Raw genomic sequence first — 13,936 nt, forward strand, 5'->3', positions numbered from 1 at the left:
TGGCGTTGTTTTGCCTACAGTTAGAGCCTAACTGAGAACCCGGTGATCACCACCAGGTCCCGGGCACACGCCGTCCGGATCCTGGGGGCCGCCGTTTTTTGACCATCTACCTCAGCCCGGAAGGCATCCAAACGCATGTTCTACCAATTCATGAAGCGGTTCATCGTCGGACCGCTGGTAAACGTGTTCTTCCGGCCGTGGGTCAAGGGGCTGGAGAACATCCCCGATACCGGCGGTGCAATCCTGGCCAGCAACCACCTTTCGGTCTCCGACTCGATCTTCCTGCCCGTGGCGGTGAGCCGTCCGGTGATCTTCCTTGCCAAGAGCGACTACTTCAACGGCCGCGGACTCAAGGGCAGGGTCACCGGCTGGTTCTTCCGGATGATCAACCAGATCCCGATGGACCGATCCGGCGGTGCGGCCAGCGCCAACTCGTTGGGTGCCGGCGCCCAGGCGCTTGTCGATGGCAGCCTGCTGGGCATCTACCCAGAAGGGACCCGCAGCCCCGATTCCAGGCTCTACCGTGGCAAGCTCGGGGTCGCGAAGCTGGCGCTTCAGGCACAGGTCCCGGTGATTCCGATCGCCATGATCGGCACCGACAAGGTCCAGCCCATCGGCAAGCGGATGCCCAACATCCGCCGCGTCGGAATGATCGTGGGTGAACCACTGGACTTCTCCCGGTACGCCGGAATGAGCGAGGACCGCTTCGTACAGCGCTCGGTGACCGACGAGATCATGTATGCCATCATGCGCCTCTCCGGCCAGGAATACGTGGACACCTACGCCGCGACGGTCAAGGCACAGCTCGATGCCGAACGCCGCGAGGCCGGCAAGAAGAAGTAGCGCGCCGCCAGGGAACCGGCGGAACTGTGACCGCCGGGCTCCGCGGGTTACGCAGCGAATGCCCGTCGCCGCACCCAACCGGTTTACCCTTGAAGGGTGACTCAGCTATCTTCGACTTCCTCATCGCCCGGACAACCACCGGCCGGCCCCGCAGCCGACCCCGCCCTGGACATCTGGCGCACGTTGCCCATTGCCCAGCAGCCGACATGGAGCGAGCACCCGCACTATGCCGAGTCCATCCGTGAACTCGGTTCCCGGCCGCCGCTGGTCTTTGCTGGCGAAGTCGACGTGCTGCGTGAGCGCCTGGCCGCCGCCGCATCGGGCCGCGCCTTCCTGTTGCAGGGAGGGGACTGTGCCGAGACCTTCGCCGGGGCTACCGCCGACAAGATCTCCGCTCGCGTGAAAACCATCTTGCAGATGGCCGTGGTGCTGACCTACGGCGCCTCGATGCCGGTGATCAAGATGGGACGCATGGCCGGGCAGTTCGCCAAGCCGCGTTCCTCCAACGACGAGACTCGCGACGGGGTAACGCTGCCGGCCTTCCGCGGTGAGATCGTCAACGGCTTCGACTTCACCCCTGAATCCCGCGAGCACAATCCGAAGCGCATGGTCGATGCCTACAACACCTCCTCATCGACGCTGAACCTGATCCGCGCCTTCACCCAGGGCGGCTTCGCGGATCTTCGCTCGGTGCACTCGTGGAACCGAGGCTTCATGGCCAACCCGGCGCACGCCGCCTACGAGCAGCTCGCCGGCGAGATCGACCGCGCTGTGAAGTTCATGGACGCCTGTGGCGCCGAGTTCGAGGCGTTGAAGCGCACAGAGTTCTTCGCTTCCCACGAGGCCCTGCTGCTTGACTACGAGCGCGCACTGACACGCACCGATTCACGCACCGACCAGCCTTACGACACCTCGGGGCACTTCCTGTGGATCGGGGAACGCACCCGCCAGCTCGACGGCGCGCACGTTGATTTCCTCTCCCGGGTTCGCAACCCGATCGGCGTCAAGCTCGGACCGACGACCACCCCGGACGACGCCCTGGCGCTGATCGACAAGCTGGACCCGAACCGTGAGCCGGGCCGCCTGACCTTCATCACCCGCATGGGTGCAAAGAACATCCGCGAGAAGCTGCCGAACCTGGTCGAGAAGGTCACAGCCTCAGGGGCCCAGGTCCTCTGGGTCACCGACCCGATGCACGGGAACACCGTGACGAGCGAAAACGGCTACAAGACCCGCAACTTCGACGACGTGATGGACGAAGTCCGCGGCTTCTTCGAGGTCCACGACTCGCTGGGCACCTTCCCGGGCGGCCTGCACGTGGAAATGACCGGCGACGACGTGGCCGAGTGCCTCGGCGGTGCCGACCCGATCCGCCAGGAACAGTTCGACGACCTGTACGAGTCGGTCTGCGACCCGCGCCTGAACCACAAGCAGTCCCTGGAAATGGCCTTCCTGGTCTCCGGGGCACTGGCCAAGCGCGGCCCCCGCGACTAGCTAATTACACCGATGGCCGGGTGCCTTCCCACTGGGAAGGCACCCGGCCATCGGTGTGTGCGGGTGGCACACTGTGGCTCCCTGAGTGCTGCTAGACCACGACCAACCGGATCACGGAGCCCTCCGGGGCGGTTCCGCCCGAGGGGCTCTGGGAGCGGACGGTTCCGAAGAACCCTCCGAGGAACTCCTCGACCTTGACATCGAACCCGAGTCCCTCAAGCGTGGCCTTGGCTTCGCTGATCTGTTTGCCCTGCAAGTCGGGTACCTCTATCATCTTTGGCCCGCGGGAGACCACATATTCAACGGTGCTGCCACGTTCGAGCTGCCCGCTTGAGGGCTTCTGTGACATCACCTTCCCCGAAGCCACCGAGGTGCTGTATTCCTCACCGGCGGACTTTCCGTTCAGCCCGGCCGCCTTCAAGATGGCTTCCGCTTCCTTCGGGGTCTTTCCCAACACCTCCGGGACGTCAACCGGTGCGGGACCCCTGGAGATGGTTAGTGCGATCTTTGCGCCCCGGCGCAGTTCCTCTCCGGCAACAGGATCCTGAGTCAGGACGGTTCCCCTGGCGACTTCCTCGGAATACTTCTGCTTGATATTGCCGACTGCCAGCTGTGCGGACTTCAGGTCCGCCTCGGCATCTGATTGCTTGCGGCCGCTTAGGTTCGGGACGGTGAAGAGTTCGGGTCCCATGGAGACAAAGAGCTCGAGTCCTTGAAATCGACGGATCGTTTCCCCAGCGACGGGTTCACTTCCAACCACGAGGCCGCGCTCGATCTTTTCGTCATACACGTCTTGGGTGGCGGCGTGCACCCCGGCTTCATCGAGTTGCTGGACCGCTTCGCTGGCGCTGACCTTGGTCAAGGTCGGGATGTCGAAGGGCGCCCCAGGACCCATGCCGAAGAAAAGGCTGACTGCGGCAACAACCCCGGCCACGACTACCAGCACGATCCCGATAAGCCATTTGCGCTGTGTCGGGATCCGCGGAGTCAACTGATGCGTCGGGATCTGTGCGTCCTTGCGCCAGGCAACCTCTGCCGCCTTGGCGCTCCTCTTCGCTTGACGGGCGGAAATGGGCCGCTGCATCTCAGCTGCCACGCCGGGATCGGTCTGTGGTCCTGGCATCCGGGCGCCGTCGAACACCTGGGTGTGTTCGGGCCCGGCGAAGAGGGTGGTGTGCTGCCCCGGGACTCCCAAAGCCGTGGTGGCATCCTCGTTGGATCCCTGGGAGTCGGAATCCGGAGCCTCATAACCGGGCAGAGCCATCGTTGCTTCGCCGCCGTCGTCCCGTCCGGCGGCCATGGAGTCGCGGTATTCCTGTGCCAGCGCCAAGCGGTCATGCACCGTGGTGTGCGGGGAAACGGCCGTGGGTATCAAGTCCTTGACCCCGCCCAGGGTCTCCGAGTCCAGGTCCAGCTGTTCGGCGGTGAGCGAGGCATGGATCTGTTTCAGGTCGCTGAGCAGGAATGCAGCGTTCTGCGGCCGGTCCTCGGGATCCTTGTTGGTGCAGTAAGCAACCAGTTCATCGAGTTCGCTTGAGAGCCCGGGGACCAGCTCCGATGGAGCGGGTACCTCGTCGTTGATGTGCTTGAACGCGAGCCCGTAGACACTTTCGGAGCTGAAGGGCTGGTGCCCGGTGAGCAACTCGTAGGCGATGATGCCCACCGCGTAGATGTCGCTGCGCTCATCGGATGGCTCGCCCTTGGCCAGCTCGGGGGAAATGTATGCGGCGGTGCCGAAGAAGTTGGTGGCGTTGGTGTGGGCGGTGGAGGCCCGCGCCAAGCCGAAGTCGGCGACCTTGATGCTGCCCTCGTCGGAGATCAGCACGTTGGCGGGCTTCATATCGCGGTGCACGATGCCTTCATCGTGCGCGATGGACAACCCGGTACAGATAGCCTGGAGCACCACCAGGGCCTGTCGGGGGGTGTAGCGACCGCGTGCAGCCAAGGATTCGCGCAGGTTCAGCCCGCGCACGTATTCCATCACCATGTAGGCGGTGGAGCCCGAGGCATGGTGGTCCAGGATGCCCACGATGTTGTCGTGGGTGAGCCCGGAGGCAATGATCGCTTCGGAGGCGAAACGTTCAAGGACTCCGGGGTCGGAGGACAGATGTGAGTGCAGGACCTTCACGGCGACCGTGCGGTGCAGGCGCACGTCGATTCCACGGTAGACGGTTGCCATTCCGCCGTCGGCGATGCGGGCATCGAGCCGATAGCGATCATCAAGCGTCGTGCCTATGCGGGGGTCTATGTGTGGCGCTGTCACTTAACGATCGTAACCAGTGGTAGTGGGTGGGGGAGCATGCAACACGGAGTCCGGGGCCTTCATGCACTGCCGAATGGGAAGGCGGTGGCGCCCAGATGCAGCTGAGGGGTCGGTTCCCGTGGAACCGACCCCTCAGCCCTACGTGCTGTGGAACACCTTTGGAACTAGGAAGCCCGGCGTGCCCGAGCCGCCCGGCGCTTGAGCGCCCGACGCTCATCTTCGCTCATGCCGCCCCAGACCCCGGCGTCCTGGCCGGACTCGATGGCCCATGCCAAGCAGGTGTCCACGACGGGACACCGTCGGCACACACTCTTGGCTTCTTCGATCTGGAGAAGGGCCGGTCCGGTGTTTCCTACCGGGAAGAAAAGTTCCGGGTCCTTGTCCAGACAAGCCGCGCGGCTACGCCAATCCATGCTTGTTGATGCTCCTTGGGTTTAGGAAAAGTGAGGGGTTCGCCCACGGATATGAACCGGGGCAAAAGCAGGAGAACGGAATGGATGCCATACCCGAACGACTGCCTAACAAGGTTTTCATGTTACGTTCACGTAAACAAGGCTCCTGTGTTGCCAATACTCCTGCTTCCTTGAGTGCTTGGTCACAAGCGCTCGTTTTATTCCGCCAAGTAACAGGTTCCGCCCCTTGTGACAAGGGCCTTTGTTGATCGGTTGCCGGGTCTTTGTCACACATTCTGGTGAGCCCGGCTTTGGCCTACCGTGCGGTGCCCGTACTAGATTTGAGGGGTGATGAACCAGCCAGTCCCAGAACCCAGCCGTCCGGCCACCGAACGCCGCCCCCTTTCGGTGCTGGTCATTTCGGCGGTCCTGGCCATTGAGGGGCTCGCTGTGCTCACCTACGCCTTGGCGTACGCCCTTCAATTGGGCGAGGCCGGTGTCCTGGGCATGGGGGCACGGATCTTCATGCTGGTGTTGATCATCGCTGCCGGCGCCTGGCAGCTTTTCGTCGCTTACAGCTTCTTCGCCGGACGTGCTTGGACACGTGCCGCGGCGCTGATGTGGCAGGTCTTCCAGATCATTCTGGCTATTCCCTACTTCCAAACCGGTGATGTACTGATGGCTTGGCTTTGGCTGGTCCCGGCAGCACTGATCATCGTGCTGCTTTTCGACCCGCGCACCACGGCCTTCCTGGGCGACCGTCCGACGACGGAATCAACTTCCGCCGAATGATCGGACTTCGTTGTCGCTACAGGCGAAGCAAAACCTGGGTTCTTTGAGCGGTATGGCTTCACGGTAAGCGATTCACGCATTGGACCTGGCGCAGGGTTCCTCTGTCGAAGACCATGGCCCTGCCCCTGATGCTTGCGGCGGCAGGAGGGAGCCTGAAACCGCTGGGATCGGCGTCCGCGCCATACCGCGGATCCAACACGAGGAACGACCGCTGGTCGCGTACCGCGGAAGTGAGTCCCAGTTCAAAGAGTAGCCTCGGTCCCGGTTCGGCACTGAGAACCACCTGCATCCCGGATCCCAGCAGCACCTCGATACTCCGCGAAGCCTGCGCCAAACGCGCATCGGCCCGACCAATCAACACTCGTGTGGCATGTGGGTGGCGTTGGAGGAATTCCTCGATTCGCGTTGGCAGCTCGTCGTTCGGGGCCAGAAACACGGTGTGACCGGCCTCGGGTGCGCCCAAAACAGCCAGATGCTCAAGCAATGTCCCCTTGCCCGAGCGCGCATGCCCCAGGACAAGCCCGCAAGACCCGGGGGACCAAACGAACGTGCGGTTATCCGGTCCGCAAAGTCCGATGGCCAACGCCGGCGCCCCGTCGGTATCGGTGGCAACCTCCAGATTCCCCTTTGCCGGAGGGACCGAAAGAACCGGAGGCAGTTGGTCGGGGGAGAGGTCCCGTGGCAGCGGCAGCGAACGCATCCACGTCTTTGGAACCTCTTCCTTGGGCAGCGGCAACGACGCCGGACTGTCCAGCAGCTGGAATTCGGTGCCCAGCTCGGGCTCGTCCGGTCCCAGCTGCAGGCCACGGCCCACAAGAGCCGGGATCTTTCGCATCCGTGGCCAGCCCATGAGAGTCTCGGGCCCGGCGCCGCGGGGAAAATACCATCGTGTTTCGCACAACGATGCAGCTCGTGAACTTCCCAGTTCCCGGTCCCCGCAGATCACCAGGGCACTCCCGAGATCCGGTGCAGTGCGTGCAAAAGCCGTCAACAGCGCCTCGAGATGCATGAAGACGCTGGCTTCCAGCACTTGGGCCCAACCGCCGAGCCCGCACACCAGCAACAGCACGGGCCCGATGCGTTCGCGTCCGCTTAATTGCAGCAGCAACTCATTGATACCCCAGATGTCTCCCGGGCCGAAGTAGCCCGCCACCGCAGGATGCCCATGCAACTTGGCTAACGTCCCGTTGCCGTCGAGCAGCAACGTGGGCAGGGTGAAAGCCCCGTAGCTCATGGCATGGATAAGCAGCTCCGGCACCCGTTCAATACCCGAGGCCGGCAGCCCGCAGACCAACAGACGGCTGGTGGTGCGCGGATCGAGGACCAATGCCGAGGCTTGCGGCAAGCGCGGTCGGTCGAGCAATCCGATGACACCTTGATGTGGGGGTACTTGTCGCAGCACCGCGCGGCCAACGGCCGTCAGGTGTTCGGGCAACGCTGCCGAAAATGGATTCTGCGCGGGTTCGGCCCCGGCATGCCTGTTGATGATGCGCTCGACTATGCCGGCAAGTTCCTCCTTGGGGTCCACCGGCAGCGGTGCCGTGGACGGTTCCGGGTCTTCGATCCTAGATTCCAGCCCGGCAACTCCAAGCGCCTCGCAGAACAGCATCTCACCGAGGTTTTCTCCGTATGCCCGAAGGACCGCGGGGACGGAAGGTCGGGAGTTGACCCGTGCCCGGAACTTGACGAGCGGGCCGCCACCACGCCTGATAAACGCCATGCCCGGCGTCGCCGCGTCCAGCCGTGAAGCGTCGGCCCGGCCGACCAGGTCGATGGACTCCGCCTCTCCAATGGTGCGCAACGCGATGACGCTGCCGATATTCGCACGCAGGGGAGCGCTGACGGTCCCGGCGGGTCGTTGGGTGCTGAGCACCAGATGAATGCCCAGTGAACGGCCGACGGTTGCGATGTGAACGACCCGTTCCAACGCATCGGGCAGCTCCGTGGCAAAGACCCGGAACTCGTCGATGAGGACCACCAGCTTGGGCAGAGGCGGGTCACCGGGCTTGCGTAAACGGATGTAGTCCCTGTGGTCGGTCGCCGCGCATCGTGCCAGGAACGCCTCGCGACGTTGCAGCTCGTTGCCCAACAGTTCCAGGAGCCGCTCGCCGGCGGCGGCATCCAAGTCCGAGATGAAGAGCTGGACATGCGGCAAGCTACGCAGCGGTGCCAGCGTCGCTCCGCCCTTGAAATCCACCAGGAGAAAAGCCAGATCCCCGGGTCCCGAACCCGCGGCCAGACCGAGAACCAGGGTACGCAGCAATTCCGATTTTCCCGATCCGGTCGTCCCCGCGACCAATATGTGTGGTCCGTCCGCGTCAAGATCCAGACGCAACGGGCCCTCTTCCGTGTCCCCGACGATGATGGCCGTGCAGGGTTCCGATCGAGGTCCCGCATCCAGTGCATCGGAGTGCCCTGTGTCGGTCAACGGCAGCATCCGGCCCACGGCGCATGCCAGCGCAGACAGTCCGATCCCTTCGATGGCAACGTGCAGGGATCGCTCTTGGGCATTGGGGGACGACCCCGTGGGATCCATATTCAGGCCTCCCGGTCCGCCTCGCGCTGGGGCCGAATCGGTGGAGTTTCCGGCAGAGCGTGCTTTAGAGCGCAGTTTTGAAGTCTTTGCCTCGGCACCCGCAGTCGGTGCGGGGCGAAGCCAAGGGTTGCACCCGAGGCCTGCTGGATGCAACAGGATGCGCTGGAAGGCGCAATCGATCAACACGTCCGCCCCGCCGGAAGGCGAAGGGCCCCCGCAATACAGCCAAGCAGCGGCAACCCCAGAAGCGCTGTCCTGCATGCCGGGCTTTCCCCGCTGCCCTCTTGAACAGATGAGAACCACGACGGTTGGTCGGCTATCGATCGGAATGGTGGCACCGACCGGAAGCATCTGGACACCTGGCAGCATCGCAAACTCGCTGGGCAGGAAACTGGCCGGCCCCTGCACAACCACCCTGAGCGTGCCGGCAGCCAGCAACGGCAACCACCTCACCAACACTGCACGCAGCGCCGGGCCCCATGCGGTCTCCGCGCCTTGGAACCACACGCTGGAACCGGCTGACAGCAGCATCGGGATGGGAGAGTCCGGAAGGAGGCCCGGTTCCGTGATCCGTGTCGATGCGTCGGTACCTGCAAGGGGTTGGGTCCCGGGTGAACCGAAACGGCGCAGCTCCCGAGCTGCACGCGTCGGCAAGCGTCCGGCGGGCCGTCGCCGGAGACGTACGGACGGAGGATCTGCACCCGAAGAAGTGGATAGCCAGGCAACGAGCCGTCCGTGACCGATGACCATTGCCGGGAAACCGTTTCGATCCACGGATGTGCCTTGGCCAAGACCTGCGGCCACCGCTCCAAGTGGAGGGGCCAGATCGTCGCGACGTCGGGCGTCGGACGCGGTCGCCTCCGTCCAAGCATGTCGGAAAACCGTTTTTGCCCGGATGCTCATCAGCGCTGGCAGCCCGCCGGTCAGCAGTGATATCGCGGAGAACGCCAAGAAGAAGACGCTGTGCGTCATGAGGAACAAGCCCACGCCCAGTCCCAACGGCGCCAGCGCGCCGATGAGCATCATTGCTATCCTGCTGCCTGGTTCCTGCCCGTCGATCGGGATTTTTTCCAGCGGCCAAGCGGTGGATCTCGTTGCCATGCCGCTCGGCGGAAGGACTCCGAAGGTACTGTCCCCGGCCCTGAAGGTATCTCCGAAGAGCAGCCGCCTCTCCAATATTGGTGTCTTGGCGAACCACACCCCGTTTGCCGACCTTTCGTCACTGAGTGTGATGGAAGTTTCGGTTACCCGCACCAATGCGTGGCGGCGTGAAAGCCGTAGATCCCCAACTGACAAGTCGGCCTCTCCCCGTCCCAATACCCAGGTTCCCCGGCGCAGCGCCAGCCTTCCTCCAGGATCGGGTCCGCGCAACACCACGAGAACCGCCGGTTCGTGGACCGGGCCCTCCTGTGGTTGATCGTGACTCACCACAGCGGCAGGAATGTCGCACAGGAGTAACCGGTCCTGGCCCGGAAGCAAAACGACGTCATTCAAAGCGAGGGGACCGAGAAACCAATCCACTCTTGGCCAGTGGCGGGCCAAGTCTCCAGCCAATCGGGGGCCGCTGATCGGTTCGGCGGCATCGAGCTCCAATAGCACCGGGTGCCCAATCCTCGTGGAAACCAACCTGATGAACAATTTTCTTCCCATGATTCCCGCCGCAGGCGACGAAGGGTCAACAGGGAGTTGCCGCTTCGTTCGCTCGTACGCGACTTTCCCACCTGCCTCTTGTCGCCAGTTATGTGACCGATTTATCGTCTTGCATACGTCTTGAGCAGCAACAGCGGCGCAATGTGAGGCGGCGGGTCTTGACCGCGAATGCAAGGGTGGCCTCAATCGATATCCATCTTCATGCCAAACGTAGGGTTTCGGCGGGCGCCTGCAACGGAGTCGATGCGGAAATGTGGATGCAGAAGCACCTCTTTCCATCGTTCTCCACAGATTCAAAGGAAGCCTTGAAGCTACCGTGGCGCGCGGGTATGGTCGCGGTATTGCGTCATCAAACAAACTGGATATTGCCGCTCAGAAGCAATACGGGTGTCTTAACATAGCGATCCCCAAGAACCACCAACCCGCATGCCTCAGCGAACGGCCCCGCTCCCGGCCTATGCCGTCTGCGGTTCACGGGCAGGGAAGCACGATGGTGGACGGACTGGCGATAGTCGAAGATGAGGTACGCGAACTCATCCGCAGGCACGGGCTTGACCCCTCCACGCAGGTGGGTGAGGTCCGCAGGTTGGTGGACGACGTGGTCCGTGACTACGACGAGCGGTCACTTCTCGGGGTGTTGCCGGCGCTGGGGGAGCTGGGGCTGGCCAGAAGACGGATCATGGATGCGGTTGCTGGACTTGGTACGCTCCAACCCCTGATCGATGACCCCGAGGTCGAGGAAATCTGGATCAACGGACCTAACGAGGTCTATGCGGCACGCCGAGGAACCTCCGAACTCACTTCGATCAAGCTTCCTGAGGCGGAAATTAGGTCACTGGTGGAGCGCATGCTCAAATCCTCCGGTCGAAGGCTTGACCTCTCGCAGCCCTTCGTCGACTGCCAACTGATCGACGGGTCGCGCTTGCACGTCGTCATTCCGGACATCACCCGCAAACATTGGGCAGTGAACATCCGCAAGTTCATCGCGAGGGCAAGCCGGCTTGAGCACCTTGTTGAACTTGGATCGCTGAGTCGCCAGGCATCCCACTACTTGGATGTAGCAGTAGGTGCTGGGCTGAACGTTCTGGTTTCGGGGGCCACACAAGCAGGCAAGACCACGATGCTCAACTGCCTGGCCTCTTCCATTGGTAGCCGCGAGCGGGTTGTCACCATCGAGGAGATCTTTGAACTGAAAATCAACCTTCGCGATGTGGTCGGCCTCCAAACCCGCCAGCAAAATCTTGAGGGTCATGGGGAGATCAACATGCGCAGGCTCGTGAAGGAAGCCCTGCGGATGAGGCCGGACAGATTGGTCATAGGGGAAGTCCGTGAAGCCGAAGCCCTGGACATGCTGATTGCCCTAAATTCTGGGCTGCCCGGCCTATCTACCATTCACGCGAACTCAGCCCACGATGCGGTGACCAAGATATGTACGTTGCCGCTACTGGCCGGCGAGAATATTTCGGCCGGTTTCGTGGTTCCGACTGTCGCGGCTTGTATCGATCTAGTAGTCCATTGTCGACGCGATCCGGCAGGCAAACGCTTCGTGGGAGAAATAATGGCGTTGGGTCGCCGCGTGGAAAACGGCACCATAGAAACCACCACGCTTTTCGATTACGTCGACGGGGAACTGGTGCTGCAGCCGGCGGCGGACCTGGCGCATCAGAAGTTGCTTGATGCCGGGGTCGACGTCGTTGAACTTGGGCGGGTCGTGGCATGAGCGTCTTGTTGGGTCTTATGCTGGGATTCGGTCTGCTGCTGGTCTTTCGTTCCTTCACCTCGGTGGCGAGGACGGGAACCAAAACCTCGCCCGGGCGCCTCGAAATCTTGTTGCTGCATGCAGGATTGGACAAGGTCACCCGCGGGGGCTTCGTCTCTGCCTCAGTTACCTCGGCAGTCATCGTTGGACTCGTCGTCCTCATCCTCACTGGTGCCCCATTGATCGCTCTGACATTTTCCGGATTCGGGGCTGCCGCCCCATGGGCTCTGGTATGTCATCAAGCTGCGAAGCGTGCTGCGAGCCTGCGAGAGCAGTGGCCAGACGTAGTGGACCACTTGCGCTCGGCGATCCGTGCGGGGATGTCCTTGCCCGAGTCCCTGACACAGTTAGGACAGCAAGGACCGGAGGCCCTGCGTCCGGCCTTCACAGACTTTGGTCTTGATTATCGAGCGACTGCGCGTTTCAACGACTCCCTTGAACGTCTCGCCACGCGATTGGCGGACCCGGTGTCCGACAAGATCGTCGAGGCACTGCGCATCACCCGCGAAGTCGGGGGCACCGACTTGGGTGAAATGCTCGGCACACTCAGCGCCTTCCTGCGCGATTCGGCGCGCACCCGCGGCGAACTCGAAGCACGGCAGTCCTGGACGGTCTCAGCTGCCCGGTTGGCGATTGCTGCGCCGTGGGTCATCCTGTTGCTTCTGGCTGGCCAACCTGCCGCAGTGATCGCCTATTCAAGCGTCCAGGGAATGCTGGTGCTCGCAAGCGGGCTGTTTGTTTCATTCGTGTGCTACCGGGCGATGATGCACATCGGTCGGTTGCCCGAGGAAGAACGGGTTTTTCGATGAGTAGCACGATGATTTTGTCCTTGGCTTTGGGTATGACCATGGGCTGCGGACTATGGCTGGTGCTGGTACGGATCCCGGCGATGCGCCCGGTGACTTTCTCCCAACGAGTGGCCCCTCATCTACGTGCCGGCCGCGGTGGATCCCGGATGCTGGCTGATCCACTGGCGGGACAGACGCCGTTTGGTCCGCTGGGACGAATCGTGGGTCCGCTTCTGGCCGACGTGGCAAGGATGTCCCAACGACTTAATCCGAGTAACGAGGCCATGATCCGGAGATTGGATCGTGCCGGGCTTCGGATCAGCGTACTTGATTTCCGAGCACAACAGCTCCTATGGTCTGCGGGCCTTACCTTGGCCGGTGCTGCCGTGCTAGGGGCGAACCTGGTGGCTGGGCGATTCAACCCTATGTTCGCGTTTCTTGTCTTGGTCTTTTGCTCGGTAGGCGGCTATCTCATGCGTGACTGGTACCTGGGAGAACAGACCTCACGGCGCAGCAAGCGGATACTGAATCAATTTCCCACGATTGCCGAACTCATGGCGTTGGCGGTGTCCGCCGGCGAAAGCACCGTGGGTGCCATTGAGAGGGTGGCCAGGACATCAAAAGGAGCCCTCAGCGAGGAGTTTGGATTGACTCTGGCTTATGTCCGCTCCGGTTCGACACTGGCCGAGGCCTTGACCGAGATGGCCGATCGAATCCAATTGACGGCAATGACCCGTTTCGTTGACGCGATTACGGTGGCCACCGACCGAGGAACGCCGATCGCTGCAGTGATGCGTGCCCAGGCACAAGATGTACGCGATGCGGCAAAGCGGGAGCTGATGGAAACCGCAGGCAAAAAGGAAATCGGAATGATGGTTCCCATCGTTTTTGGCATCCTGCCACTGACCATTGTTTTCGCGGTGTTTCCGGGCCTCGCGCTGATCGACATGAACTATTGAAAGGAGACAACATCTGACAGATCTATCGGAAATCGATAGTTCTTGGCAAGCCCAAGCATTCCGAACGGAGGAGACACGGGGAACTAACAGCAAAGGAGGTAGCAGGGGAGAAATGCGCGTGGTGGGGAGGCACCATGCGGACAGTCACATCACACTATGGGAATCACGCTCTTTAGCCGGTGAACGGCGGGGGAGCACACCAACAAGGAGAAGGACCATGACGATCACAGGAAAACTTGAAACGTTGATCATCGGTATGGGCGTGTGGATTGGCGCCTGCACCATGGAGCTGGCAGGGCGCATCAAACGCAACGAACGCGGGGATGTTCCAGGTTGGGTGATGATTACATTGATGAGTGCACTGCTGGTGGCGGCGCTCTTGGCCATCGCAGGCCCGCGTTTGGAGGAGCTGTTCAACCAGGCGATTAACCGGGTCTCAGGGATGGGGTAAGGCGGGCAT

General features: G+C 62.3%; 10 protein-coding genes. 7 read left to right on the plus strand and 3 right to left on the minus strand.

From position 1 onward, the window contains the following. Nucleotides 1-135: 135 nt before the first annotated feature. Nucleotides 136-843, plus strand: coding sequence for a lysophospholipid acyltransferase family protein (locus ABEA12_RS09265; protein WP_210101244.1), 708 nt, complete (start codon nt 136-138; stop codon nt 841-843). A 96-nt stretch (nt 844-939) separates the two neighbouring features. Beyond that, complete coding sequence (locus tag ABEA12_RS09270; protein WP_210101243.1) at nt 940-2,337, plus strand: class II 3-deoxy-7-phosphoheptulonate synthase; 1,398 nt, start codon at nt 940-942, stop codon at nt 2,335-2,337. 91 nt (nt 2,338-2,428) lie between these two features. Here ABEA12_RS09270 and ABEA12_RS09275 read toward each other — a convergent pair whose 3' ends face one another. Together ABEA12_RS09275 and ABEA12_RS09280 are read right to left on the minus strand one after the other, a co-directional pair. Further along, on the minus strand, nt 2,429-4,600 hold the full coding sequence (locus ABEA12_RS09275; RefSeq protein ID WP_210101242.1) for a protein kinase domain-containing protein: 2,172 nt from the start codon (nt 4,598-4,600) through the stop codon (nt 2,429-2,431). A gap of 164 nt (nt 4,601-4,764) precedes the next feature. Next, nucleotides 4,765-5,013 (minus strand): WhiB family transcriptional regulator, encoded by a 249-nt coding sequence (locus tag ABEA12_RS09280; RefSeq protein ID WP_007271814.1) that lies wholly within the window; start codon nt 5,011-5,013, stop codon nt 4,765-4,767. Nucleotides 5,014-5,343: 330 nt separating this feature from the next. On the opposite strand from ABEA12_RS09280, the gene ABEA12_RS09285 reads away from it, so the two are divergent. Further along, a complete protein-coding gene (locus ABEA12_RS09285) occupies nt 5,344-5,784 on the plus strand; it encodes a hypothetical protein (protein WP_210101241.1) in 441 nt (146 codons plus the stop codon). 58 nt (nt 5,785-5,842) lie between these two features. On the opposite strand, the gene ABEA12_RS09290 is transcribed toward ABEA12_RS09285, so the two are convergent. Beyond that, nucleotides 5,843-10,249: an FtsK/SpoIIIE domain-containing protein gene (locus tag ABEA12_RS09290; RefSeq protein WP_345467796.1), complete on the minus strand. Its 4,407-nt coding sequence runs from the start codon at nt 10,247-10,249 to the stop codon at nt 5,843-5,845. Nucleotides 10,250-10,463: 214 nt separating this feature from the next. Between ABEA12_RS09290 and ABEA12_RS09295 the strand changes: the two genes are divergently transcribed. From ABEA12_RS09295 to ABEA12_RS09310, 4 genes are all read left to right on the plus strand, one after another. Beyond that, nucleotides 10,464-11,690 carry a TadA family conjugal transfer-associated ATPase gene (locus ABEA12_RS09295; protein ID WP_210102598.1) on the plus strand — a complete coding sequence of 409 codons (1,227 nt, stop codon included), beginning with the start codon at nt 10,464-10,466 and terminating at the stop codon, nt 11,688-11,690. Further along, a complete protein-coding gene (locus tag ABEA12_RS09300; RefSeq protein ID WP_210101239.1) occupies nt 11,687-12,538 on the plus strand; it encodes a type II secretion system F family protein in 852 nt (283 codons plus the stop codon). Before ABEA12_RS09295 ends, ABEA12_RS09300 begins: the two co-directional genes overlap by 4 nt. Next, on the plus strand, nt 12,535-13,476 hold the full coding sequence (locus ABEA12_RS09305) for a type II secretion system F family protein (RefSeq protein WP_345467801.1): 942 nt from the start codon (nt 12,535-12,537) through the stop codon (nt 13,474-13,476). The genes ABEA12_RS09300 and ABEA12_RS09305 overlap by 4 nt, the downstream gene beginning before the upstream one ends. Before the next feature lie 256 nt (nt 13,477-13,732). Further along, a complete protein-coding gene (locus ABEA12_RS09310) occupies nt 13,733-13,927 on the plus strand; it encodes a hypothetical protein (RefSeq protein WP_345467966.1) in 195 nt (64 codons plus the stop codon). Nucleotides 13,928-13,936 lie beyond the last annotated feature (9 nt).

It is taken from the genome of Paeniglutamicibacter antarcticus (assembly GCF_039544305.1).
Lineage (GTDB): Bacteria > Actinomycetota > Actinomycetes > Actinomycetales > Micrococcaceae > Paeniglutamicibacter > Paeniglutamicibacter antarcticus_C.

Coding starts and splice junctions, on each gene's coding strand:
- ABEA12_RS09265 (WP_210101244.1), top strand. CDS start 136: ATGTTCTACCAATTCATGAAGCGGTTCATCGTCGGACCGCTGGTAAAC.
- ABEA12_RS09280 (WP_007271814.1), bottom strand. CDS start 5,013: ATGGATTGGCGTAGCCGCGCGGCTTGTCTGGACAAGGACCCGGAACTT.
- ABEA12_RS09285 (WP_210101241.1), top strand. CDS start 5,344: ATGAACCAGCCAGTCCCAGAACCCAGCCGTCCGGCCACCGAACGCCGC.
- ABEA12_RS09290 (WP_345467796.1), bottom strand. CDS start 10,249: ATGGAAAGAGGTGCTTCTGCATCCACATTTCCGCATCGACTCCGTTGC.
- ABEA12_RS09300 (WP_210101239.1), top strand. CDS start 11,687: ATGAGCGTCTTGTTGGGTCTTATGCTGGGATTCGGTCTGCTGCTGGTC.
- ABEA12_RS09305 (WP_345467801.1), top strand. CDS start 12,535: ATGAGTAGCACGATGATTTTGTCCTTGGCTTTGGGTATGACCATGGGC.
- ABEA12_RS09310 (WP_345467966.1), top strand. CDS start 13,733: ATGGGCGTGTGGATTGGCGCCTGCACCATGGAGCTGGCAGGGCGCATC.